The organism is Rugamonas brunnea (assembly GCF_014042345.1).
Taxonomy (GTDB): domain Bacteria; phylum Pseudomonadota; class Gammaproteobacteria; order Burkholderiales; family Burkholderiaceae_D; genus Rugamonas; species Rugamonas brunnea.
This window is the reverse complement of sequence record NZ_JACEZT010000002.1, coordinates 240,162-264,674: the sequence shown is the minus strand read 5'-3', so window position 1 is coordinate 264,674 and position 24,513 is coordinate 240,162. Positions and strand designations below refer to the sequence as shown.

Below are 24,513 nucleotides of genomic sequence, written 5' to 3'. Positions count from 1 at the left end.
GATGTTCCCGTTCAATGGGCCGTGCGCACGGCCGTGATGGCGCGCAGGATGGCCTCGCAGGTGGCCGGCGCGTCCAGCGGCGGGCGCACGCGGTGCTGGCCCACGCTGGAAATGGCGTCGCGGATCGCGAAGAACACCGAGAACGGCAGCAGCAGCGGCGGCTCGCCCACGGCCTTGGAGCGGTGGATGCTGTCCTCCACGTTGGCGTTCTGGTACAGGCGCACGTGGAATTCTTCCGGGCAGTCCGAGACGGCGGGGATCTTGTAGGTCGAGGGCGCGTGCGTCATCAGCTTGCCGTCCGCGTTCCACCACAGTTCCTCCGTCGTCAGCCAGCCCATGCCCTGGATGAAGGCGCCCTCCACCTGACCGATGTCGATGGCCGGATTGAGCGAGCGGCCCGCGTCGTACAGCACGTCGGCGCGCAGCAGCTTCCATTCGCCGGTGAGGGTATCGACCACCACTTCGGACACGGCCGCGCCGTAGGCGAAATAGGAGAACGGGTGGCCCTGCATGGTGACGGGGTCCCAGTGCAGGCCGGGCGTAGCGTAAAAGCCGTCCGACCATAGCTGGACCCGCGCCAGGTAGGCTTGCCGCACCAGCTCCGTGAACGGCAGCACCTGGCTGTTCACGTGGACCTGGTTGCCGGCGAAGCGCACGGCGGCGGCGCCGCCGCCATACAGGCAGGAGGCCAGCACGGCCAGCCGCTCGCGGATGCGGCGCGCCGCCGCCTGCGCCGCCTTGCCGTTCAGGTCCGCGCCGGTGGAGGCGGCCGTGGCCGAGGTATTGGCCACCTTGGCCGTGTCGGTGGCCGTGATGCGCACGCGGTCCAGGTCCAGTCCCAGCTCGTGCGCCACCACCTGCATCACCTTGGTGTTGATGCCCTGCCCCATCTCGGTGCCGCCGTGGTTGACCAGCACCGAGCCGTCCGCGTACACGTGCACCAGCGCGCCCGCCTGGTTCAGGTGGGTGACGTTGAAGGCGATGCCGAATTTGACGGGCGTGAGCGCGACCCCCTTCTTCAACACGGGGCTGCGCTCGTTGAAGCGGGCGGCGGCGGCGCGCCGCACGCGGTAATCGCTGCCCCGCTCCAGGTCGGCCACCAGGTCGGCGATCACGTTATCGACAATGGTCTGGCCGTAAGGCGTGACGTTGCGCCCGCCGATGCCGTAGAAATTCCGGCGCCGCACGTCGAGCGGATCGAGGCCCAGGTGGCGTGCGATGTCGTCGATGATGTATTCGATGGCGATGGCGCCCTGCGGCCCGCCGAAGCCGCGGAAGGCCGTGTTGGACTGGGTGTTGGTCCGGCCGCAGGCGGCGCGTATCTCCACGTCCGACAAGTAATAGGCATTATCGAAGTGGCACACGGCGCGCGTGGCGACGGGGCCGGACAGGTCGGCCGAATACCCGGCGCGCAAGGTCATGTCCACGCGCGCGGCCAAGATGCGGCCGTCCGCGTCGTAGCCGGCCTCGTATTCGTAGTAGAAGCAGTGGCGCTTGCCGGTGACCAGCATGTCGTCGTCGCGGTCGGCCCGCAGCTTGACGGGGCGCTGCAGGCGGTGCGCGGCCAGCCCGGCCAGCGCCGCCCACTGCGCCGACTGCGACTCCTTGCCACCGAAGCCGCCGCCCATGCGCCGGCATTCCACCTGCACCCGATGCGACGGCAAGCCCAGCGCGTGGGCCAGCACGTGCTGCATCTCGCTCGGATGCTGGGTCGAGCAGTGCACCAGCAGGCACTGGTCTTCGCGCGGGATGGCGTAGGCCACCTGGCCTTCCAGGTAGAAGTGCTCCTGGCCGCCCACGAACAGCCGGCCCCGTACCTTATGCAGCGCCAGGTCCAGCGCCGCCTGGCAGTCGCCCCGCTGCAGCAGCATGGGCGGCAGCACATGCGCGCGCGCGTCGCGCGCCTGTTGCGGCGTGAAGATGGCGGGAAGGTCGGCATAAGTCACGGCGGCGCGCCGCGCGGCGCGGCGGGCGTTGTCGTGGCTGTCGGCCACCACCAGGAACAGGGGCTGGCCCACGTACAGCACTTCGCCGTCGGCCAGGATGGGATCATCGTGCAGGATAGGGCCGCACTCGTTCACGCCGGGGAAGTCGCGCGCCGTGTAGACGGCCACCACGCCGGGCGCGGCCAGCACCGGGGCCAGGTCCAGCCCGACCACGCTGGCATGGGCCCGCGCCGACAAGCCCAACGCCGCGTGCAGCGTGCCCTGGAGTTCCGGCACGTCGTCGGTGTAGGTGGCCTTGCCCAGCACGTGGAGCCGGGCCGATTCGTGGGCGCTGGGCAGGCCCACGGCGGCCCATGCGGTGGCGTGTCGTTCCGTTGCGCCGGCGTAGTTCATGGCGACCTCCTTTCAGACTACGCCATCATACGCCCGAATCGGCGCGGCCGGCCGCCGGTCAGCCTGTGAACGGGTGGTGCTGGTGCCAGTGCTCGGCGATGTCGATGCGGCGCGTGATCCACACCTGGTCGTGGCTTTGCACGTAATCGAGGAAGCGCGCCAGCGCGGCGGCGCGGGCCGGGCGGCCCACCAGGCGGCAGTGTAGGCCGATAGACAGCATCTTGGGCTGGTTCAGGCCATTGGGATCGCCTTCCGCGTACAGCACGTCGAAGGCGTCCTTCAGGTAGTCGAAGAACTGGGTGCCCGAATTGAAGCCCTGCATGGCGGCGAAGCGCATGTCGTTGGTGTCCAGCGTATAGGGCACGATCAGTTGCGGCGCCACGGCGGCCTGGCCGCTGGCATCCGTGTAGTCCACCTTTTGCCAGAACGGCAAATCGTCGCCATAGTAATCGGCGTCGTAGCGGAAGCCGCCGTGTTCCACCACCAGCTTGCGCGTGTTGGGCGAATCGCGGCCCGTGTACCAGCCTTGCGGCGCGGTGCCCGTCAGCTCCTTGATGATGGCGACGGCTTCGCGCATGTGGGCGCGTTCCGTGGCCTCGTCCAGGTTCTGGTACGAGATCCAGCGCAGGCCATGGCAGGCAATTTCGTGGCCCAGTTGCTGGAACGCGGCCACCGCTTCCGGGTTGCGCTTGAGCGCCATGGCCACGCCGAAGATGGTCAGCGGCAGCTTGCGCTCCTCGAACATGCGCAGCAGGCGCCACAGGCCGGCCCGCGAGCCATATTCGTAGATCGATTCCATGCTCAGGTGGCGGTTGGTGAACGCGGCCGCGCCGATGATCTCGGACAGAAAGGTTTCCGACGCCGGATCGCCATGCAGCACGTTGTTCTCGCCGCCCTCCTCGTAATTGAGGACGAACTGCAACGCCACCCTGGCCTTGCCCGGCCAGTTGGCGTGCGGTGGGGTGCGGCCGTAGCCGATCATGTCGCGCGGGTAGTGATCGTATGTTGTCATCGTCGGTCAGAAAGAAAGAGGGGCAATGAAGGATATATGGCGCATCATATATTGCTCTGCCGGCCCCAGTATATGATTTGCTACATAAACACCACCACCCAAACATATATGGAGGAGAGACCATGGGTAAGCTTAGTACGCACGTGCTCGATATCACCGTCGGCAAGCCTGGCGCCGGCGTGAAAGTGGCGCTGTACGCCGTCGGGCCGGCCGGCAAGACCTTGCTGAAGACCGACGTCACCAACGCCGACGGCCGCTGCGCGCCGCTGCTGGAAGGCGACGGCATGCAAGTGGGCCAGTACGAGCTGGTGTTCGACGCGGGCGACTACTTCGCGGCGCAAGGCGTGGAACTGCCCTCGCCCCGCTTCATCGACCGGGTGACGTTGGCGTTCGGCATCGCCAGCGTGGAACAGAACTACCACGTGCCACTGGTGGTATCGCCATGGGCCTATTCCACCTACCGCGGCAGCTAACCGCGCCCCCATCCCCCGGGCCGCGCGCGCCGGCCGGTGCGACCTGCGCGCAACGCTAGCAATTTGATAGCATCAATCACCACGGGCGGCGCGCCTGTGGGTATCGCCACCCGCCAACTTTCATTCAAGAAAGTCAGATTTTGTGGTGTACAAAGTCCGATTCCGTAGCATGATGTAGATCAGCAATCAGCCACGACCAGTGGCGCGATGCTTGCATACCGGAAGTTACGGGCCACCGGGGGATCCGCGCCATCATGCTCGACCAAGCCGAAATCTCGATCGACCAATTGCGGGTGGGGCTGTACGTGCACCTGGATTTGAAGTGGTTCGAGCATCCGTTCGCGTTCAGCCACTTCAAGATCAAGGACGAGGAGCAGATCCAGGTGCTGCGCGGCCTGGGCTTGCGCAAGGTGCGCATCAGCCCGGCCCTGAGCGATCCCGGCGCCTCGCCCGGACCGGCCGCCGGCGACGGCGCCAGCGCCGGCGGGACGGCGGCGGACGGCGCACCGGCGCCGGCGCCGGCCCTGTCCTCCATGCAGCAAGCCAAGCGCGCCATGGTCGAGCGCATCAACCAGCAGCGCGAACAGGCCGGCCAGATCGAGAAAGCCTTCCTCGACGCGGCCCGCACCATCCGTTCCATCGAAACCAAGCTGTTCAGCAATCCGGCCAGCGCCGTCGAACAGGCCAGCCAGCTCGTCACGCAGATCGTCGATTCCATCCTGTGCGCGCCGGAACTGGCGATCCACGTGATGGGCGACAAGGTCGGCGGCGAGGAGCTGTATCTGCATTCGCTCAACGTGACCATGCTGGCCATGATGATCGCGCGCGACATCCAGTTGCCGCACGCCGTCATCTCGCTGCTGGGCATGGGCGCGCTGCTGCATGACATCGGCCTCAAGAACGTGTCCGACAAAATCCTCAACAAGCCCGACGCGCTGAGCCGCGCCGAGCAGAACGCCTACCAGCTGCACTGCCAGTATGGCGCCGACCTGGCGAAGGAACTGGCGCTGGCGCCGGCCGTGGCCGCCATCGTGCGCGACCACCACGAACTGTACGACGGCAGCGGCTACCCGCGCGCGCTCAAGGGCGAGGCCATCAGCGTGCTGACCCGCATCGTCTCCATCGCCGACCATTACGACGAGCTGTGCAACCCGCCGCACTTGTCCGCCGCCCTCACCCCGCACGACGCGCTGTCGCAGATGTTCGCGCGCCAGCGCGACAAGTTCGATCCCAAGCTGCTGCAGATCTTCATCCGCTGCCTGGGCGTGTACCCGCCCGGCACCGTGGTGCAATTGTCCAACGGCGTGCTGGGCATGGTGGCCACCATCAACACCAGCAAGCCGATGAAGCCCATCGTCGTCATCTACGACGCGGCCGTGCCCAAGCACGAAGCCATCCTGGTCGACCTGGAGCGCGAGAGCAGCCTGAACATCGTCAAATCGCTCAAGCCGGCGCAAGTGCCGCAGGACGTGCTGCTGTACCTGAGCCCGCGCAAGCGGGTCAGCTACTACTTCGACGCCAGCACGGCCGGGCAAGGGGCCGCCGCCCCATGAGCAGCCGCAGCCTCCAGCAACTGATGCTCGACCACAGCCCGCACATGATGCTGCTGGTCGAGCCGCACAGCCTGCGCATCATCGGCGCCAACCGCGGCGCGGCCCAGACGCTGGGCTACGCCGAGGAGGCGCTGCCCGGCATGGCCATCACCGACATCGAAAGCTCGCTGCCCGACGTGTTCTACTGGGAGGACGTGCGCAACGGCCTGTACCAGGATATCGAAGCCCAGGAGGGCGAATACCGCTGCGCCGACGCCAGCATGATCACGGTGGCCAAGTCGGTGCGCGTGATCGAGCACGACGGCGCGCCCTTGCTGCTGGTGCAGGCGCGCGATATCCGCCACGAGCGCCAGGTGGAGGAAGTGCTGGAGCAGACGCTGTCGCAACTGCGCGCCACGCTCGAATCGACCGGCAACGGCATCCTGGTGCTGGACTGGCAGGGCAAGATCGCCAGCATGAACCGCCTGTTCAGCAATATGTGGGGCGTGCCGGCGGCGCTGCTGGACGCGCGCGACGACACCGCCATCCTGGCCTTCCTGTCGGCCCAGGTGGCCGAGAGCGCGCTGTGCCGCAGCCTGCTCAGCGCCGTGGTCAGCGAGGACGAGACGGAACACTTGCTGCGCCTGCTCGATGGCCGCGTATTCGAATGCCGCGCCCGCCCGCAGTACCTGGGCGAGCGCATCGTGGGCCGGGTGTTCAGCTACATGGACATCACCGAGCGCGAGCGGGCCGAGGCGGCCCTGCGCGAATCGCGCGACCAACTGGAGGCGCGCGTGCTGAGCCGCACGGCCGACCTGCAGCGCGCCAACGCCACGCTGGAGACGGAAAAGGCTTGCCAGCAGGAGCTGATCCGCAAACTGAACGAAGCCCAGAACCAGCTGCTGCAATCGGAAAAGATGGCCTCGATCGGCGTGCTGGCGGCCGGCGTGGCGCACGAGATCAACAACCCGATCGCCTTCGTCAACTCCAACCTGAACGCGCTGCAGCAGTACGGGCGCGACATGCTGCGCCTGCTCGACGCCTACGAGGCCAGCACGGCCACGCTCACGCCCGGGCAACTGGCCGCCATCGAGCACCTGAAGCAAGAGATCGACGCCGAGTTCCTGCGCGAAGACCTGGGCAACCTGCTCGACGAATCGCGCGAGGGGCTGGAGCGCGTGATGCGCATCGTGCAGGACTTGAAGTACTTCTCGCACGTCGACAGCAGCGGCCTGGTGCTGGCCAACCTGGAACAGGGGCTGGACAGCACGCTCAACGTGGTGTGGAACGAGATCAAGTACAAGGCCGAAGTGGTCAAGGAATATGGCGGCATCGCCCAGGTGACGTGCTTCCCGTCGCAGCTGAACCAGGTGTTCATGAACCTGCTCGTCAACGCCGCCCACGCCATCGAGGAGCGCGGCCGCATCACCGTGCGCACCGGCGGCGGCGAGGGCCACGTGTGGGTCGAGGTCGAAGACAGCGGCAAGGGCATTCCGCCCGAACTGCTGGGCCGCATCTTCGAACCGTTCTTCACCACCAAGCCGGTCGGCAAGGGCACCGGGCTGGGCTTGTCGCTGTCGTATGGCATCGTGCAAAAGCACGGCGGTCACATCACCGTGCACAGCGAGGTCGGCAAGGGCTCCGTGTTCCGGGTGGTGCTGCCGCTGGAACGGGCGCCGCAGGACGAGGAGGCGGCCAGCACCGTATCCTGAGGCCGCCCGGCCGCCGTCAGAACAATTTGACCAGCCGCAGTTGGGCGAAGTTGCCCGCCTTGGCGTTGCGCGACGAACTGGTGGTCATGTACTGCACCGTCAACGCCGCGTCGATCACGGGCAGCTTGGTGGTGAAAAACAATCCCGTACCCGTCAGCGCATAACGGTTGGCGCCGAACGCGCCACCGTCGTCGTCCTGGTACTGCCGCACCAGCACGGTGTGCGCGCCTACCACGCCCACCGGCGACAGATAGGCCAGCGCCGCTTCCGCGCCGGCCCAGTTGCCGCTGCGGATATGGCTATCGCGGTTGCGGTCGTTCAGGCCCAGCGTGAACTTGCCGGCCACCGCCAAGTGCGGCGTGGCCAGCCAGGCCGCCTGGAACGCCGGGCGCAGCGTGTAGAAATTGCCGAAGCCGACGTTGACGGCGCGCGCGCTGTCGTAATGGCCGGTCGGCAGGACGATCGAACCGCCGGCCACGATACGCCAGCGCTCACTCGAATACGTCCACCCACCCAATAATTCCGCATCGCCCATGCCTTCGTCGTTGCCCGACACCGCGTTGCCCTGCGCCGCCAGCCCGGCCTGGTAGCCGGCGTCGAAGCCGACCGCCACCTGCGCCCGCGCCGCCGTCGACGGCACCAGCGGATTCGGATAGCTGAGCGCCGGCGTCGGCGCCGCCAGCGTGAGGCGCTGCTTGATCACGGCATAGGCCAGGTTGACGCCGAACGTGAAGTGGCCGCCGCCGACCACCTCCGGACTCATGTAACCGATGGCCACGTTCTGCTGGTTCTGCGACGAACCGGCCGTGCCGCTCACGCCATCCTGCCCGCCATAGGACGGATACAGCGCGGCCGGCGTCGGCGCCGGCAACGGCAGCACACCGCCCGGCACGGCCATGGTCCGCACTTCTCCATGGTCTCCGCTGAGCTTGTCGATGTCGATCCGGGTCAGCGCGCCGGCCACGGCCACGCCGGGCTGGTCGAGCGGCGCGAAGATCTCGCCGCCCAGGCTGCCGGCGATGTTATAGCGCACGCGGAAGGCGTCGGCCGCCAGGGCGGGCGCCACCACCAGGTGGGCGGCCAGCAACAGCATGGCCCGGTTCGGCATGCGCTTGTGTTTCACTTTCATTGTCGTCTCCGTCATTTTTTCGTTTGAGGTGCAGCCGGCGGCGCGCAAGGCAAGTGCACCACCGGCTGCCCGGTCAATTATAGTGACATTTTTATCGATTTGACGAATTTGTCGATACGAAAAAATGGCGACGGAAGGCGAGCGTTGTAACGGCACGTCAAGCGACGGGCGCGGGCGATGGCCGGCGCGCCTGCGGGGCGGCGCCGGCTAAGACGGGAGGGAGGACGATCAGGCGGCGGGCGCGGGGTGGGTGCGGACCAGCAGCGAATCCGGCGGCAAGGCGACGGCGGGCAGCGGCAGTTGCACCAGGCGGCCCGCCGTGGCGGGCGTCATGCCCAGCCCCATCAGGATATGGCTGGTGGCCTGTTCGGGGAAGTGCGGCGGCACGGCCCGGCCGACGATGCTGTTGACGGCGGCCAGCGCGATGCCGGCCACCACGTCCAGTCCCATGCCCACGTCGGCGATCTTGAAGCGGCCGGCCCGCATGCCGTCTTCCAAGTGGCGCGGGATGTATTCGTACACCAGGTTGTTCGGACCGGCTGCGTGCAGGCCGGTGCGGGCCATGAAGGCGGCGAAGGTCGGGTAGGCCTGCACCGCGTGCAGGTACAGGCGCAGGCCCAGCGCCAGGCGCTCGGCCGGGTCCTTGAGCGTGCCGACCACCGCCTCGATCATCTGCATCAACTCGTTGCCCAGGTCCTCGACGACGGCGGCCAGCAGTTCCGCGTTGGTCTTGAAGTAATGGTAGAACGTGCCGCGCGACACGCCGGCGGCGACGATCACGTCGTCGATCACCACTTCCTCCAGGCCCCGCTCGGCGAACAGCTTGAGCGCGCTCTCAATCAAATGCCGGCGCATCTTCTGTCTGCGCTCGGCGCCAACACGGACGCGGTGGTCCTCTTGCTTCATGTGCATCGGCTACGCCATTTTGTGGTTATTCGGTGGGCCGCGCCGCCCCGCCAGCCCGGCCCGGCGCGCGCGAAGCCGGTATTGTCCCACAGTTCAGGCCCCGCCCCGCCGCCGTCCGGTCAACGATTGCGCATGCGCTCGGCCACCTTGCCGACCACGCGCGCGCCCAGCCGCCGGCCCATGGTGCGCAGCGTGTCGCCCTGGTACAGCGGCGTGGCCCGCACCTGCTCGCCGGCCACGGCATGGCGGGGGAACAGCATCAAGCCGTTGCCGCGCGCGACGCCGTACTTGCCGGCCGCGTCGAGCATGTCGGTGCGGTCGAGCGTGGCGCAGCACATGGCCGTGACGGGCGCCGGCGCGAACGGAAAGTCGCTGCCGAACAGGATGTGGGTGGGCGCCACCAGCTCGCGCAGCGCCCCCAGCGCGTAGGGCGAGGGCGACAGCGCCGTGTCGAAATAGAAGCGCTTGATGTACTCGAGCACGCCCTGCGGCGCCTGCCGCGCGTACTCGGGCAGGGCATTGGCCAGCGAGATGCGCCAGGCGACATAGGGCAGGAAGCCGCCGGCGTGGGCCAGGATCCAGCGGATGCGCGGGTAGCGCTCCAGGGTGCCGGTCAGGATCAGGTTGACGGCGGCCCGGGTCGTGTCGCACAGGAATTCAAGCAGGAAGCCGGGCGCCCCCAGCCCCAGCTGCTCGCTGGTGGCGTGCATGTTCGGATGCACGAACACGGTCGCGCCGCGCCGGTCCAGCTCCGCCATCAATTCGTCCAGCGACGGATCGCCGAGGAACACGCCGTCGGTGCTGCCGAGCAGCACCACGCCGTCGGCCTTGAGCACGTCCAGCGCGTGGCAGGCCTCGCGCGCGGCCAGGTCGGCGAACGGCATCGGCAGCACGGCGAACGAGCCGAAACGGCCCGGCGCGCGCCGCTCCATGTCGGCCGCGAATTCATTGCACTGCCTGGCCAGGCCGACGGCCGCGTCGCGGTCGCCGAAATACACGCCGGGCGCCGACAGCGAGGTGATCGCGGTCTGGATGCCGTTGGCGTCCATCACGGCCAGCGAGTCGGCCGGGGTCCAGTCCGGCAAGCGGGCGCCGGCCACCGTCGACAGGCCGCGGCGTCGCATTTCTTCAACAAACGCGGGTGGAATGATGTGGTGGTGGACGTCCAGCCGTCCCTGTTTGATGCCCATCGCTATCCCTCTCTATCCCTCTGTGAATACGCCGGCGCCAGTGCCAGCCATGTGAGCAGCCTACCTCAATTCGACAAAAACATCAACTTGACACAAATGTCGAAACAAAGTTAAGGTGCGCATCAGGCGGGCACTGACGATCGCCACCACAGGAGATATTGCACAATGAGAAACGAACTCGCATTGCCGGCGCTGGCCACGAGAAAGGTCCAGGTCGGAAACCGCAGCATCCAGCTGGCCGAGGCCGGCGAAGGACCGCCCGTGCTGATGCTGCACGGCGGCGGCCCCGGCGCCTCGGGGGTATCGAACTACACCAGGAACATCGGCGCCCTGGCCAGGCATTTCCGGGTGCTGGTGCCGGACATGCCCGGCTATGGCCAGTCGAGCAAGGGCATCGCGCGCGACGACCCGTTCGGCGACCTGGCCGGCAGCATGGCCGGCCTGCTCGACGCGCTGGGAATCCGCTCGGCGCACCTGATCGGCAATTCGCTGGGCGGCGCCTGCGCCCTGCGGCTGGCGCTCGACCATCCCGAACGGGCCGACCGGCTGGTACTGATGGGGCCGGGCGGCGTCAACACCACGCGCTCGCTGCCCACGCCGGGCCTGAACCGCCTGTTCGACTACTACAACGGCGACGGCCCCAGCATGGAAAAACTGACCCGCTTCATCCGGGGCGACCTGGTCTATGATGGCAGCCTGGTCAGCGCCGACGTGATCGCCGAGCGCTACCGTTCCAGCATCGATCCGGGCGTGCTGGCGGCGCCGCCGCTGCGCCGCCCCAAGGGCTTGCCCAAGTTCCGCAAGCTCGACTTCACGCGCGACCCGCGCCTGCAACAGTGCAGCACACCGACCCTGGTGTTGTGGGGCACCGAGGACAAGGTCAACCGCCCGTCCGGCGCGCGCGCGCTGCAACAGCGGATGCGCCGCTGCGACGTCCACCTGTTCAGCGAAACGGGCCACTGGGTGCAGTGGGAGCGGGCCGCCCAGTTCAACGCCGTCACCACCGCCTTCCTGCTCGAACACGGCGCCGAGACGCGGGGCCAGGCATGAGCGCCGCCCACCCCGCCCCGGGCGCCCTGTTCGACGCCGTGACGCTCGGCTATCTGGTGGTCGAGTCCGCGCGGCTGGACGACTGGCGCCAGTTCGGCGAGGACGCGCTCGGCATGGAACTGGCCCACCGCGACGCGCACACGCTGGCCCTGCGCATGGACCGGCACCAGCGCCGCCTGATCGTGCAGGCCGGCCCCGGCGAGGACGTGCTCGCCATCGGCTGGCAGTTGCGCGACCAGGCCGCGCTCGACGAGGTGCTGGCGCGGCTGCGCCGGCGCGGCATCGCCGTGTCGGCCGCCAGCGCCGAGCAGGCCCGCACGCGCGGCGTGGCGGGGTACTGGCAATGCACCGGCCCCAAGGGCCTGGGCATCGAGCTGTTCACCACGCCGCTGCTGAACGAGGCGCCGCTGCGCATGCGCACCAGCGCCTTCGTGACGGGCCAGTCCGGCATGGGCCACGTGGCGATCACGTCGCGCCGGCCGGAAGCCATGCTGGCGTTCTGGCACGACATCTTCGACGCCCGCCACAGCGACGACATCGTGGCCCACATCAGCGGCCTGACGCTGGACATCCGCTTCCTGCGCCTGAACCCGCGCCACCACTCGATCGCCGTGGCGTGCACGCGCGGCCGGCGCATGGACCCGATCCGTACCCGCATCCAGCACTTCAATGTGCAGGCGGCCACGCTGGACGACCTGAGCGCGGCCTACGTGCGCTGCCGCCAGCTCGGCTACCCCATCGTGCTGGGCATGGGCCAACACACCAACGACAAGGAACTGTCGTTCTACGTGCGCTCGCCATCGGGCTTCGAGATCGAATACGGCTGGCAACCGATCCAGGTCGACGAGCAGGCCTGGCAGCCCAGCATCCACCAGGGCATCAGCATCTGGGGCCACCGGCCGCAGCAGCAGACGCTGGGCGACAAGCTGGGCGAAATGGGGCGGGCCCTGCGCTCGCTGGTGGGCAGGGAATTCATGCCCAACGGCTTTTAACGCCGCACACCACACCACACCACACAAAAATGGGAGACAACGATATGAATGCCGACACCGATGCCACGTTCGAGTACGACGTGGTCATTTCCGGCCTGGGGCCGACCGGACTGACCCTGGCCCACCTGCTGGGCATGCGCGGGCGCAGCGTGCTGATCCTGGAGCGCGAGCCCGCCTTCTACGGCAACGCCCGCGCCGTCTACACGGACGACGAATGCATGCGCATCTTCCAGGACGCCGGCCTGGCCCAGGAACTGGCCGAGGACATGCTGCTCGACATGCCGTTCCAGTGGGTGCTGCCCGACGACACCGTGCTCAACCAGTACCACGACCTGGCGCGCCCCTACGGCTGGCCGATCTGCAACCTGTTCTACCAGCCGTTCCTGGAGGAGAAGATGGCGGCCCTGCTGGCGCGCTACCCCTCGGTGCGGCTGCGGCGCGGGCGCGAAGTCACGCGCTGCCAGCAGGATGGACGCGGCGTGCAGGTGTTCCACCTGGCCAGCCAGGGCCAGAACTACAGCAAGCCGGCGCCCGTGCCCGGCGTCACGCCCCTGCCGCAGGCGGGCGAACAGGTGGCGCGCGGCAAATACTTCGTCGCCTGCGACGGCGGGCGCAGCGTGATCCGCAGCCAGCTCGGCATCCAGATGACGGGCCAGAGCTTCCCCAACCCGTGGCTGGTGGTCGACATCAAGGAGAACCCCGGCGAGGACTGCCTGCGCCACCTGCCCTATTTCAACTTCTATTGCGACCCGGCCTGCCCCACCGTCAGCTGCCGCCAGCCGAACGGCCACCACCGCTTCGAGTTCATGCTGATGCCCGGCCAGAGCAAGGAGTACATGGAGGACCCGGCCACCATCCGGCACTACCTGTCGCGCTACATCGACGTCGACAAGGTCACCATCCTGCGCCGCCTGGTCTACACCTTCAACGCCCTGATGGCGCAGGACTGGCGCCGCGGCCGGGTGTTCCTGGCCGGCGACGCGGCCCACATGACGCCGCAATTCATCGGCCAGGGCATGAACGCCGGCGTGCGCGACGCCTGCAACCTGGCCTGGAAGCTGGACGCCGTGCTGGCCGGCCAGGCCGGCGAACAACTGCTCGACACCTACCAGAGCGAGCGCATGCCGCACGCCCAGGCCATGATCAATATGTCCATCCTGATGAAGGACTTCGTGTCCATGTCCAATCCGCTCAAGGCCATGCTGCGCAACGGCCTGGTGCGGCTGATCCGGCGCACGCCGGGATTGCGCGTGCTGCTCACCGAGGCGCGCTTCAAGCCGCAGCCGGTCTACCGCCAGGGCAGCTATTTCGGGCTGGCGCGGCGCAAGCGCAACGGCCCCGAAGGGCGCCTGACGCCGCAGCCGATGGTGTTGACCCGCAACGGCAAGCAATTGCTGCTGGACGCCGTGACCGGCCACGGCTACGCACTGATCGGCGCCGGCGTCGATCCGCGCGACCACCTCAAGCCGGCCGACCGCCAACTGCTCGACGCGCTTGGCACCCGCTACGTGGCGCTGTATCCGCACGGCGGCCGGCCCCAGGGCGACGTGGCCCGCGCCGGCCCGGCCGGCCTGGAGGAGCTGGAGGACCTGAGCGGCCAGGGCATCGCCTGGTTCAAACGCAGCGGCATCGGCGCCGGCGCGGTGGCGCTGGTGCGGCCGGACAAGTTCGCCTTCGGCATGGTCGAGGCGGCGCTGGCCGGCCAACTGGTGGCGGCGCTGCGCGCGCAGCTGGGCCGGCCGGCCCGCATCGACGCCCGGGAGGCGGCATGAGCGCCCCGGTCCGCGACGACGCGGTACTGAGCGCGGCGGCCGCGCTGGCCCGGGCGCGCGCGGGCGGCGCCACCATCGCCCCCATCTCCGCCAGCCACGGCATCGCCGGACTGGCGCAAGCCTACGCGGTGGCGGCCGTCAACACGGAGGCCCGGCTGGCGCAGGGCGCGCGCATCGTCGGCAGCAAGATCGGCCTGACCTCGCTCGCCGTGCAGCAGCAGCTGGGCGTGGACCAGCCCGATTTCGGCGTGCTGTTCGACGACATGGAATACCTGGACGGCGACGCCATCCCTGCCGCCCGGCTGCTGCAGCCAAAGGCCGAAGTGGAAGTCGCCTTCATCGTCGGTCACACCCTCGCCGGGCACGCGCCCAGCTGGGCCGAGTTCGTGCGCGCCATCGATTACGCGCTGCCGGCCATCGAGATCGTCGACAGCGCCATCACGGACTGGCGCATCAAGCTGGAGGACACGGTGGCCGACAACGCCTCCTGCGGCCTCTACGTGCTGGGCCAGCAACCTGTCGCGCTGGGCCGCACGTCCCTAGCCGAGGCCGGCATGCAGTTGTACCGCAACGGCAAGCTGGTGTCGACCGGCAGCGGCGCCGCCTGCCTCGGCCATCCGCTGCGGGCCGCCTACTGGCTGGCCCGCACCATGGCCGGCCTGGGCCGCCCCCTGCAGGCCGGCCAGGTGGTGCTGTCGGGCGCGCTCGGGCCCATGGTGCCGGTCGCGGCCGGCGACGAGCTGCATGCCATCGTCGACGGCCTGGGCCACGTCGGCTGCCATTTCATTTGAGGAGTCCACATGACTGAAAAAATCCAGGCTGCCATCATCGGCAGCGGCAACATCGGCACCGACCTGATGTTCAAAATCCTGCGCCATGCCCGGCATATCGAGCTGAGCGTGATGGTCGGCATCGACGCCGCGTCCGACGGCCTGGCCCGCGCGGCGCGGCTCGGCGTGGCCACCTGCCACGAGGGCGTCGAAGGCTTGCTGCGCATGCCGCAGTTCGCCGACATCGGCATCGTGTTCGACGCCACCTCGGCCGGCGCCCACCGCCACAACGACGCGCTGCTGCGGGCGGCGCGGCCGGACATCGTCTGCGTCGACCTGACGCCGGCCGCCATCGGCCCCTACTGCGTGCCAGTGGTCAACGGCGACGCATGCATAGCCGCGCCCAACGTCAACATGGTCACCTGCGGCGGCCAGGCCACCATCCCCATGGTGGCGGCCGTCGCGCGCGTGGCCACCGTCCATTACGCCGAGATCGTGGCCTCGATCGCCAGCCGCTCGGCCGGCCCCGGCACCCGCGCCAACATCGACGAGTTCACCGAGACCACCTCGCGCGCGATCGAGGTGGTGGGCGGCGCCCGCAAGGGCAAGGCCATCATCATCCTGAACCCGGCCGAGCCGCCGATGATCATGCGCGACACGGTCTACACGCTGAGCGACATGGCCGACGAAGCCGCCATCGCCGACTCCGTCGCCACCATGGCCGCCGCCGTGCAGGCCTACGTGCCCGGCTACCGCCTCAAGCAGCAGGTGCAGTTCGACCGGATCGAACCGGGCCAAGGCCTCAACATCCCCGGCGTCGGCCCGCGCATGCATGGCTTGAAGACCTCGATCTTCCTCGAAGTCGAGGGCGCCGCCCACTACCTGCCGGCCTATGCCGGCAATCTCGACATCATGACCAGCGCCGCCCTGCGCACCGCTGAACAGATGGCGCAGCGCCAGCGCGCCCCCGCCCCCGCCGCCACCATTTCCCGGAGCCTGCCATGAACCAGAAACTCTACATTTCCGATGTCACCCTGCGCGATGGCAGCCACGCCATCCGCCACCAGTACAGCGTGGCGCAGATGCAGCAGATCGCCCGCGCGCTCGACGCGGCCGGCGTCGATTCGATCGAAGTGGCCCACGGCGACGGCCTGCAGGGAGGCAGCTTCAACTACGGCTTCGGCGCCCACACGGACGTGGAATGGATCGCGGCCGTGGCCGGGGTGGTCAAGCAGGCGAAGATCGCCACCCTGATGTTGCCCGGCATCGCCACCCTGCACGACCTGCGCGCCGCCTACGATGCCGGCGCGCGCGTCGTGCGCGTGGCGACCCACTGCACCGAGGCCGACATCGCGGCCCAGCACATCGAGTACGCGCGCAACCTGGGCATGGACGCGGTCGGCTTCCTGATGATGAGCCACATGCAAAGTCCGCAAGGCCTGGCCGAGCAGGCCCGCCGCATGGAAAGCTATGGCGCCACCTGCTGCTACGTGGTCGATTCCGGCGGCGCGCTGGGCATGGCCGACGTGCGCGCCCGCCTGCGCGCCTTCAAGGACACGCTGCGGCCCGAGACCCAGACCGGCATCCACGCCCACCACAACCTCAGCCTGGGGGTGGCCAACAGCATCGTCGCCGTGGAGGAAGGCTGTGACCGCGTGGACGCCAGCCTGGCCGGCATGGGCGCCGGCGCCGGCAACGCGCCGCTGGAAGTGTTCATCGCCGCCGCCGACCGCCTGGGCTGGCAGCACGGCTGCGACCTGTTCGCACTGATGAACGCGGCCGACGACATCGTGCGGCCGCTGCAGGACCGGCCGGTGCGGGTCGACCGCGAAACGCTGGCGCTCGGCTATGCCGGCGTCTACAGCAGCTTCCTGCGCCACGCGGAGGTGGCGGCCGGCAAATACGGGCTGGCGACGATGGACATCCTGGTCGAACTGGGCCGCCGCGGCATGGTGGGCGGGCAGGAAGACATGATCGTCGACGTGGCGCTCGACCTGCGCAAGTCGCGCGACGCCGCCAACGCCGCCCGCGCCGCCTCATGAAGGAGAAGCGCACCATGCGACAACACACCACCCCACCACCACCGATCGGGCAAGGGCACGGCTACGCGCTGCTGGTGGCGCGCATCCTGCTGGCACTGATCTTCATCGCCGCCGGCATCGATAAGCTGGGCCACTACAACGCCACGCTCGCCTACATGCAGACGATGGCCGTGCCCGGAGGGCTGCTGCCGGCCGTGATCGCGCTCGAACTCGGTGGCGGCCTGGCCATCGTGCTGGGCGCAGCGACGCGGCCGGCGGCGCTGGGCCTGGCCGCGTTCTGCGTCGTCGCGGGCGCCCTGTTCCACCGCCAGTTCGCCGACCCGGTGCAGGTTGCCATGTTCATGAAGAACCTGGCCATCGCCGGCGGCCTGCTGTGCCTGGCCGTCGCCGGCGCCGGCCGCCTCAGCGTCGATGCGCGCCGGCGCCCCGGCCGGGCGGCGGCAAGCCTCTCGTGAGCGCATGAGCGCATGAGCGCATGAGCGAGGCGACGCGCGCGTGAGCGCGGGGAATACGCCGGCCGGGCGGCGTATTCCCTCCCCCTGGCGGGCCGGCGCCGGCCCAGGCCGGGTAGGCAAACTTGCATCGCTACCGCCCTTGCCTTAAAATCCAGAACTCCATGGCCGCGTTCCGGGCCAGCCCGCCCTGGCTCCGTGCCGCAGTATGCCGGCCAGTTTCCCCATGCAAGATTCTTGACGGTGACCCTTGGATACCGTGCCGTTCTGGGTGCAATTACTTGCGCTCGCTCTCCTGATACTGTGTTCGGCCTTTTTCGCAATGGCGGAAACGGCCCTGATGGCGGCCAACCGCCACCGCCTGCGCCACCTGGCCAAACGGGGCAGCCGCAGCGCCAGCACCACGCTGTGGCTGCTCGAACGCACCGACAAGCTGCTGTCGCTGGTGCTGATCGCCAATACCCTGATCAACGCCATGGCCACGGCGCTGGTGACGGCCATCGCCATCGACACCTTCGGCCACGACGACAACGTGATCACCATCTCCACCAGCGTGGTGGCCTTCCTCTTGATTGTGTTCGCGGAAATCTCGCCCAAGGTGATCGGCGCCACCTACCCGGAAAAGATCGCGCTGCCCACCAGCATGGTGCTGAAGCCGCTGATGGCGGCCGCCAAGCCGCTGATCTGGTTCGTCAACCTGTTCGTCAGCCTGCTACTCAAGCCGCTGCGCATCAAGGATGGCGCGCACCAGCACGACGCCCGCCTGTCGCCCGAGGAGTTGCGCTCGATCGTGCTCGAAGGCGGCAACTTCATCCCGCAAAAGCACAAGAGCATCCTGCTCAACCTGTTCGACCTGGAAACCATCTCGGTCGAGGACATCATGACGCCGCGCTCGCAGATCGAGGCGCTGGACCTGGCGCTGCCGGTGGAGGAGATCAAGCACGAGCTGACCACCTGCTACCACAACAAGCTGCCCGTCTATGAAGGCGAGATCAACCAGATCGTCGGCATCCTGCACGTGCGCAAGGCCGTGGCCCTGCTCAACCAGGAGCAGGAACTGACGGTCGAGCATTTCCGCGCGCTGCTGACGGCGCCCTATTTCATCCCGCAGGACACGCGCGTGTTCACCCAATTGCAATATTTCCAGGAGAACCGCGAGCGGCTCGGCATCATCGTCGACGAGTACGGCGAGGTGCAGGGCCTGGTCACGCTGGACGACATCATCGAGGAGATGATCGGCGAGTTCACCACCTCCATGCCCGGCGCCGCCCGCGCCGACAGCTTCGACTGGAACGAACAGGGCGAATGCCTGCTGGAAGGGGCCACGGCATTACGTGACATTAACAAGCGTCTGGGATTAAACTTCCCACTGGACGGGCCGAAAACCCTGAACGGGATGATGCTGGAATTGTTGCAGGACATCCCGGAATCGCCGATCAGCGTCAAGATCGGCCAGTGCGTGATCGAGGTGGTGCAAGTGCAGCACCAGTCGATCAAAGTGGTGAAATTGATACGTCCGTCCGGCAAGCGCGCCGCCTGAGCAGAACCGCCGCAACCCCGCCGTTGCGGGCGCCCTGCCCCGCGGCGATGCGCCGGCGGCCATGATGGGGCACACATTGTTACCGTACGGCAACAAATTACTTTACAAACCAGCTTCCTGAGGGCATTATCCGACGGGTAGCCGAGGGCCAGGCCGACCCTGTCCGCTCCACGTTCCCTACCCTTATCTTTACAGCGCGCTCTTATGGCAGCAGTCCTCCCCAACGCGGCGCCCAGCACCTCCTTGCCGGGGCTGGCCCGCGCCCTGATGCAAGCCGGACGCCTGAGCGTCCAGCAGGCGGAGGCGCTGCAAAAAAAATCGCTGACCGAGAAGCTGCCCTTCATCGACGCCGTGCTGGCCAGCGGCACCCTGGACGCGTCCACGCTGGCCTCGTTTTGCGCGGAAACCTATGGCTATCCGCTGATCGACCTGGCCTGCCTGAACCTGGACGTGCTGCCGCCCAAGGCCATCGACGGCAAGCTGATGTACACCCAGCGCGTGGTGGCGCTGGCCAAGCGCGGCAACAAGATGTCGGTCGCCATCTCCGACCCCACCAACACCCAGGCCCTGGACCAGATCAAGTTCCAGACCGAATCGACGGTGGAGCCGGTGATCGTGGCCCACGACGCGCTGCTCAAGCTGCTGGCCGCGCTCAGCAAGAGCGCCGAGCAGAGCATCAACGAGCTGGCCGGCGAGGAACAGGACATCCAGTTCGCCGAGGACGACAATCCGGCCACCACGGCCGCCGCCGACCAGGCCGCCAGCGAGGTGGAGGACGCGCCCATCGTGCGCTTCCTCAACAAGATGCTGATGGACGCCGTCAACATGGGCGCCTCCGACCTGCACTTCGAGCCGTTCGAAAAGTTCTACCGCATCCGCTTCCGCGTCGACGGCGTGCTGATCGAGCATGCCCAGCCGCCGATCTCGATCAAGGAAAAGCTGGTGTCGCGCATCAAGGTGCTGGCCAAGCTCGACATCTCGGAAAAGCGCATCCCGCAGGATGGCCGCATGCGCCTGATCGTGTCGCCGACCAAGACCATCGACCTGCGGATCTCGACCCTGCCCACGCTGTTCGGCGAAAAGACCGTGATGCGTATCCTGGACGCCACCCAGGCCCAGATGGGCATCGACGCGCTCGGCTACGACCCGGACCAGAAGGCGCTGCTGCTCGACGCCATCCACCGCCCCTACGGCATGGTGCTGGTGACGGGCCCCACCGGTTCGGGCAAGACGGTGTCGCTGTACACCTGCCTGAACGTGATCAACAAGCCCGGCATCAACATCTCCACGGCCGAGGACCCGGCCGAGATCAACCTGCCGGGCGTGAACCAGGTCAACGTCAACGACAAGGCCGGCCTGACCTTCCCGGTGGCCCTGAAATCGTTCCTGCGCCAGGACCCGGACATCATCATGGTCGGCGAGATCCGCGACCTGGAGACGGCCGACATCGCCATCAAGGCGGCCCAGACCGGCCACATGGTGTTCTCCACGCTGCACACCAACGACGCGCCGTCCACCCTGACGCGCCTGATGAACATGGGCGTGGCGCCGTTCAACATCGCCTCATCCGTGATCCTGATCACGGCCCAGCGCCTGGCGCGCCGGCTGTGCATCTGCAAGCAGCCGGTCGACATTTCGCCGGACCTGCTGATCAAGGCCGGCTTCAAGCCCGAGGAACTGGACGGCAGCTGGAAACCGTACGGCCCGGTCGGCTGCGAACGCTGCAACGGCGGCGGCTACAAGGGCCGGGTCGGCATCTACCAGATCATGCCCATCACCCCGGCCATCGAAGCGCTGATCCTGGCCAGCGGCAACTCCATGCAGATCGCGGCCCAGTCCGAGGCCGAAGGCGTGAAGTCGCTGCGCCAGTCCGGCCTGGTCAAGGTCAAGAGCGGCCTGACCAGCCTGGAAGAAGTACTCGGCTGCACCAACGAATAGGAAAGCGACCATGGCCACATCGAGCGGCACCCCGATCAAGGAATCCATCTTTACCTGGGAAGGCAAGGACAAGACCGGCAAGACCGTGCGCGGCGAGCTGCGCGCCGGCGGCGAGGCCGTGGTCAACGTCACCCTGCGCCGCCAGGGCATCATGGTCACCAAGGTCAAGAAGAAGGTCTACCGCAGCGGCAAGAAGGTGACGGACAAGGATATCTCGCTGTTCACGCGCCAGCTGGCCACCATGATGAAGGCCGGCGTGCCGCTGCTGCAATCGTTCGACATCGTCGGCAAGGGCCACGCCAACCCGTCCGTGTCCAAGCTGGTGCTGGACCTGCGGGCCGACATCGAGACCGGCACCAGCCTGAACCAGGCGTTCCGCAAGTTCCCCCTGTATTTCGACCCGCTGTTCTGCAACCTGGTGGGCGCCGGCGAACAGGCTGGTATCCTGGAGGACCTGCTGACCCGGCTCGCGATCTACAAGGAAAAGACGCTGGCCATGAAGGCCAAGATCAAGTCGGCCCTGATGTACCCGGTGTCGATCCTGGCCGTGGCCTTCATCGTCACGGCCGTGATCATGATCTGGGTGGTGCCGGCCTTCAAGGAAGTGTTCAAGAGCTTCGGCGCCGACCTGCCCGCGCCCACGCTGGCCGTAATGGCGATCTCGGAATTCTTCGTCAAGTGGTGGTACGTGATCTTCGGCGGCATCTTCGGCGGCCTGTACTTCTTCTTCCGCGCCTGGCAGCGCTCGGCCAAGGTGCAGCGCTTCATGGATGTCACCATGCTCAAACTGCCCGTGTTCGGCGACGTGATCCGCAAGGCCACCATCGCGCGCTGGACCCGCACCCTGTCGACCATGTTCGCGGCCGGCGTGCCGCTGGTCGAGTCGCTCGACTCGGTGGGCGGGGCGGCCGGCAACGCCGTCTACCTGGACGCCACGCGCCGCATCCAGAGCGAGGTCAGCACCGGCACCAGCCTGACGGTGGCCATGCAGAACGCCGACGTGTTCCCCAACATGGTGACGCAGATGGTGGCCATCGGCGAGGAATCGGGTTCGCTCGACGCCATGCTGGGCAAGGTGGCCGACTTCTACGAGGAGGAAGTCGATGACGCCGTCGCTTCGCTGTCGAGCCTGATGGAACCGATGATCATGGTGATCCTGGGCGTGCTGATCGGCGGCCTGGTGATCGCCATGTACCTGCCCATCTTCAAACTCGGCTCCGTCGTCTGACGGCCGGTTGGCAGCATGGGGCCGCGCGCCGGCCCCATGCCAGCCAGGAATGCATTACACTCGACCCGTGACAATAACGACGCCCCCAGGGCGCAACACTCCATCGTGCAAACTACCCTCTTCTTCGCCCCGCCCGCCAACCTCGTCATCAGCCTGATCGCCGGCCTGTTCGGCCTGATGTTCGGCAGCTTCCTCAATGTCGTCATCCACCGCCTGCCGAAGATGATGCAGCGCGAATCGGACAACTACGTGGCCACGGAAAGCGGCAAGGAGCCGCCCCACACCGACCGCTACAACCTGATCGTGCCGCGCTCGGCCTGCCCGCACTGCGGCCACCAGATCACGGCCATGGAAAACATCCCGCTGCTCAGCTACCTGATCCAGGGCGGCAAGTGCAGCGCCTGCAAGGCGCCGATCTCGGCCCGCTACCCGGCCGTGGAACTGCTGACGGCGGTGCTGTCGGGCGTGATGGTGTGGCACTTCGGCAGCGGCTGGGCCGGCCTGGCCGCCATCTTCTTCGTGTGCGCGCTGGTGGCCATGACCTTCATCGACTTCGACACCCAGATGCTGCCGGACGACCTGACCTTCCCGCTGCTGTGGGCCGGCCTGCTGCTCAACATCAACGCCACCTTCGTGCCGCTGCAGGACGCCGTGATCGGCGCGGCGGCCGGCTACCTGGCGCTGTGGTCGATCTACTGGCTGTTCAAGCTGGCCACCGGCAAGGAAGGCATGGGCTATGGCGACTTCAAGCTGCTGGCCGCGCTGGGCGCGTGGATGGGCTGGAGCATGCTGCCGGCCATCATCCTGCTGTCGTCGGTGGTGGGGGCCGTGGTCGGCATCTGCCTGATCGTGTTCGCGCGCCACGGCCGCCACAATCCGATCCCGTTCGGCCCCTACCTGGCGGCGGCCGGCGTGATCGCCCTGCTGTGCGACAAACAACTGTCGGGCTTCACGTCCGGCCTGCTGGGCTGACATGGGCGGCCAGCCTCGCTTCACGGTCGGCCTGACGGGCGGCATCGGCAGCGGCAAGAGCACGGTGGCCGAGCTGTTCGCCGCGCGCGGCGTGACCATCGTCGACACCGACCAGATCGCCCACAGCCTGACGGCGCCCGGCGGCGCCGCCATGGCCGACATCGTTTCCCAGTTCGGCCCCGAATACGCGGACGCGACCGGCGCGCTCGACCGCGCCCGCATGCGCCAGCTGGTGTTCGCCGACGCCGCCGCCAAGACCAGGCTGGAAGCGATCCTGCACCCGCGCATCCGGGCCGCCACCGAGGCGGCCACGGCCGCCGCCACCGGTTGCTACGTGATGCTGGCCATCCCGCTGCTGGTGGAATCGGGCTCGTGGCGTGCGCGGGTGACGCGCGTGCTTGCGGTAGACTGCGCGGAAACGGTTCAGCTAGCCCGTGTGATGGCGCGCAACCACTTGCCAGAAGCGCAAGTGCGGGCCATCATGGCGGCACAGGCCACGCGCCAGCAGCGGCTGGACGCGGCCGACGACGTGATCACCAACGACGCCGGGCTGGACGCGCTGACGCCCCAGATCGAGCGCCTGCACCAGTTATATCTGACTTTTTCGACCGGAATGGCGCCAAACGGGCCTCAACGTTTGTAATTTTGCTTCGCTTGCTTCAAAATCACGGGATTATCAGCGGGTCCACACATAGAGGGATGTTATTTTGATCGTCTACGAATATCCTTTCAACGAACGCATACGTACCCTGTTGCGGTTGGAGGACCTGTACGAGAAATTCAAGTTCTTTGTGCATCAAGAACACCCGATGCAGCACCATGTCGCGCTGGCCACCATCTTCGACATGCTGGAAGTGGCGGGACGGGCCGATCTCAAGTCGGACCTGCTGCAAGAGCTGGAACGCCAGCGCCAGAGCCTGCTGGGCTACCGCATGAATCCCAACGTCCAGACCGAAACGCTGGACGCCATCCTGGGCGAGCTGGACGCCGTCAGCGGCGCGCTGGTGGCGGCCCAGGGCAAGACCGGCCAGAACGTGCGCGACAACGAATGGCTGATGTCGATCCGCGGCCGCACCATCATCCCCGGCGGCGCCTGCGAGTTCGACCTGCCGTCCTATTACGCGTGGCAGCAGCGCAGCGCCGAACAGCGCTTCGCCGACATCGCCAACTGGTTCGCCCCGCTGGCGCCGCTGTTCGACGCGCTGGCCCTGGTGCTGCGCCTGCTGCGCGACTCGGGCGGCCCGGTCAAGATGATCGCCTCGGCCGGCAGCTACCAGCAGATGTTGCAGGGCAAGGTGTACCAGATGCTGCGGCTGACGCTGGACGAGACGTTGGGCGCCATCCCCGAGATCTCGGCCAACAAATACATGCTGTGGGTGCGCTTCACCACCCAGGGCGGCGACCTCAAGCCCAAGCCGCTCGAAGACGATGTCCCATTCGAGCTCACGCTCTGTAATTTTTGAT

21 protein-coding genes are annotated in these 24,513 nt (G+C 67.6%); 16 read left to right on the top strand and 5 right to left on the bottom strand.

Annotated elements, in window-relative coordinates; all coding sequences use genetic code 11:
- Positions 1 to 11 precede the first annotated feature (11 nt).
- Positions 12 to 2,339 (bottom strand): xanthine dehydrogenase molybdopterin binding subunit, encoded by a 2,328-nt coding sequence (gene xdhB, locus H3H37_RS05030; RefSeq protein WP_182160545.1) that lies wholly within the window; start codon positions 2,337 to 2,339, stop codon positions 12 to 14.
- Between the two features lie 58 nt (positions 2,340 to 2,397).
- The gene (puuE, locus tag H3H37_RS05025) at positions 2,398 to 3,351 is read right to left on the bottom strand and encodes an allantoinase PuuE (protein WP_182160544.1); all 954 of its coding nucleotides are present in this window, start codon (positions 3,349 to 3,351) and stop codon (positions 2,398 to 2,400) included.
- Between the two features lie 122 nt (positions 3,352 to 3,473).
- On the opposite strand from puuE, the gene uraH reads away from it, so the two are divergent.
- From uraH to H3H37_RS05010, 3 genes are all read left to right on the top strand, one after another.
- Positions 3,474 to 3,824, top strand: coding sequence for a hydroxyisourate hydrolase (gene uraH, locus H3H37_RS05020; RefSeq protein ID WP_182160543.1), 351 nt, complete (start codon positions 3,474 to 3,476; stop codon positions 3,822 to 3,824).
- A gap of 254 nt (positions 3,825 to 4,078) precedes the next feature.
- Complete coding sequence (locus H3H37_RS05015) at positions 4,079 to 5,377, top strand: HD-GYP domain-containing protein (RefSeq protein ID WP_182160542.1); 1,299 nt, start codon at positions 4,079 to 4,081, stop codon at positions 5,375 to 5,377.
- Positions 5,374 to 7,068 carry a PAS domain-containing sensor histidine kinase gene (locus H3H37_RS05010; protein WP_182160541.1) on the top strand — a complete coding sequence of 565 codons (1,695 nt, stop codon included), beginning with the start codon at positions 5,374 to 5,376 and terminating at the stop codon, positions 7,066 to 7,068. The genes H3H37_RS05015 and H3H37_RS05010 overlap by 4 nt, the downstream gene beginning before the upstream one ends.
- 16 nt (positions 7,069 to 7,084) lie before the next feature.
- Here H3H37_RS05010 and H3H37_RS05005 read toward each other — a convergent pair whose 3' ends face one another.
- The 3 genes from H3H37_RS05005 to H3H37_RS04995 all read right to left on the bottom strand — a co-directional run bounded on the left by H3H37_RS05005 (position 7,085) and on the right by H3H37_RS04995 (position 10,293).
- On the bottom strand, positions 7,085 to 8,197 hold the full coding sequence (locus tag H3H37_RS05005; RefSeq protein WP_182160540.1) for a transporter: 1,113 nt from the start codon (positions 8,195 to 8,197) through the stop codon (positions 7,085 to 7,087).
- Between the two features lie 228 nt (positions 8,198 to 8,425).
- Positions 8,426 to 9,052 (bottom strand): TetR/AcrR family transcriptional regulator, encoded by a 627-nt coding sequence (locus H3H37_RS05000; RefSeq protein WP_182160539.1) that lies wholly within the window; start codon positions 9,050 to 9,052, stop codon positions 8,426 to 8,428.
- Between the two features lie 170 nt (positions 9,053 to 9,222).
- Positions 9,223 to 10,293, bottom strand: a complete 1,071-nt coding sequence (locus H3H37_RS04995; RefSeq protein WP_182160538.1) for an amidohydrolase family protein — start codon at positions 10,291 to 10,293, stop codon at positions 9,223 to 9,225.
- A 165-nt stretch (positions 10,294 to 10,458) separates the two neighbouring features.
- Here H3H37_RS04995 and H3H37_RS04990 point away from each other — a divergent pair, with 165 nt between their 5' ends.
- The 13 genes from H3H37_RS04990 to zapD all read left to right on the top strand — a co-directional run bounded on the left by H3H37_RS04990 (position 10,459) and on the right by zapD (position 24,512).
- Entirely contained in the window at positions 10,459 to 11,343 is an 885-nt protein-coding gene (locus H3H37_RS04990) for an alpha/beta fold hydrolase (RefSeq protein ID WP_182160537.1), read from the top strand.
- A complete protein-coding gene (locus H3H37_RS04985; protein ID WP_182160536.1) occupies positions 11,340 to 12,335 on the top strand; it encodes a VOC family protein in 996 nt (331 codons plus the stop codon). Before H3H37_RS04990 ends, H3H37_RS04985 begins: the two co-directional genes overlap by 4 nt.
- A gap of 44 nt (positions 12,336 to 12,379) precedes the next feature.
- Positions 12,380 to 14,107: a bifunctional 3-(3-hydroxy-phenyl)propionate/3-hydroxycinnamic acid hydroxylase MhpA gene (gene mhpA, locus H3H37_RS04980; protein WP_182160535.1), complete on the top strand. Its 1,728-nt coding sequence runs from the start codon at positions 12,380 to 12,382 to the stop codon at positions 14,105 to 14,107.
- Positions 14,104 to 14,898, top strand: coding sequence for a 2-keto-4-pentenoate hydratase (locus H3H37_RS04975; protein WP_182160534.1), 795 nt, complete (start codon positions 14,104 to 14,106; stop codon positions 14,896 to 14,898). The genes mhpA and H3H37_RS04975 overlap by 4 nt, the downstream gene beginning before the upstream one ends.
- Positions 14,899 to 14,907: 9 nt before the next feature.
- Positions 14,908 to 15,882 carry an acetaldehyde dehydrogenase (acetylating) gene (locus H3H37_RS04970; RefSeq protein ID WP_182160533.1) on the top strand — a complete coding sequence of 325 codons (975 nt, stop codon included), beginning with the start codon at positions 14,908 to 14,910 and terminating at the stop codon, positions 15,880 to 15,882.
- A complete protein-coding gene (gene dmpG / locus H3H37_RS04965) occupies positions 15,879 to 16,919 on the top strand; it encodes a 4-hydroxy-2-oxovalerate aldolase (RefSeq protein WP_182160532.1) in 1,041 nt (346 codons plus the stop codon). Before H3H37_RS04970 ends, dmpG begins: the two co-directional genes overlap by 4 nt.
- A gap of 14 nt (positions 16,920 to 16,933) precedes the next feature.
- Positions 16,934 to 17,374 (top strand): DoxX family protein, encoded by a 441-nt coding sequence (locus H3H37_RS04960; protein ID WP_182160531.1) that lies wholly within the window; start codon positions 16,934 to 16,936, stop codon positions 17,372 to 17,374.
- Between the two features lie 247 nt (positions 17,375 to 17,621).
- A complete protein-coding gene (locus tag H3H37_RS04955) occupies positions 17,622 to 18,911 on the top strand; it encodes an HlyC/CorC family transporter (protein WP_182160530.1) in 1,290 nt (429 codons plus the stop codon).
- Positions 18,912 to 19,115: 204 nt separating this feature from the next.
- Positions 19,116 to 20,849, top strand: coding sequence for a type IV-A pilus assembly ATPase PilB (pilB, locus tag H3H37_RS04950; RefSeq protein WP_182160529.1), 1,734 nt, complete (start codon positions 19,116 to 19,118; stop codon positions 20,847 to 20,849).
- Between the two features lie 10 nt (positions 20,850 to 20,859).
- Positions 20,860 to 22,077, top strand: a complete 1,218-nt coding sequence (locus tag H3H37_RS04945; RefSeq protein WP_182160528.1) for a type II secretion system F family protein — start codon at positions 20,860 to 20,862, stop codon at positions 22,075 to 22,077.
- Between the two features lie 102 nt (positions 22,078 to 22,179).
- Positions 22,180 to 23,049, top strand: a complete 870-nt coding sequence (locus H3H37_RS04940; protein WP_311197401.1) for a prepilin peptidase — start codon at positions 22,180 to 22,182, stop codon at positions 23,047 to 23,049.
- 1 nt (position 23,050) lies between these two features.
- Positions 23,051 to 23,692 (top strand): dephospho-CoA kinase, encoded by a 642-nt coding sequence (gene coaE, locus H3H37_RS04935; protein WP_182160526.1) that lies wholly within the window; start codon positions 23,051 to 23,053, stop codon positions 23,690 to 23,692.
- Positions 23,693 to 23,756: 64 nt separating this feature from the next.
- Positions 23,757 to 24,512 (top strand): cell division protein ZapD, encoded by a 756-nt coding sequence (gene zapD / locus H3H37_RS04930; RefSeq protein ID WP_182160525.1) that lies wholly within the window; start codon positions 23,757 to 23,759, stop codon positions 24,510 to 24,512.
- The last annotated feature ends 1 nt before the right edge of the window (position 24,513 follow it).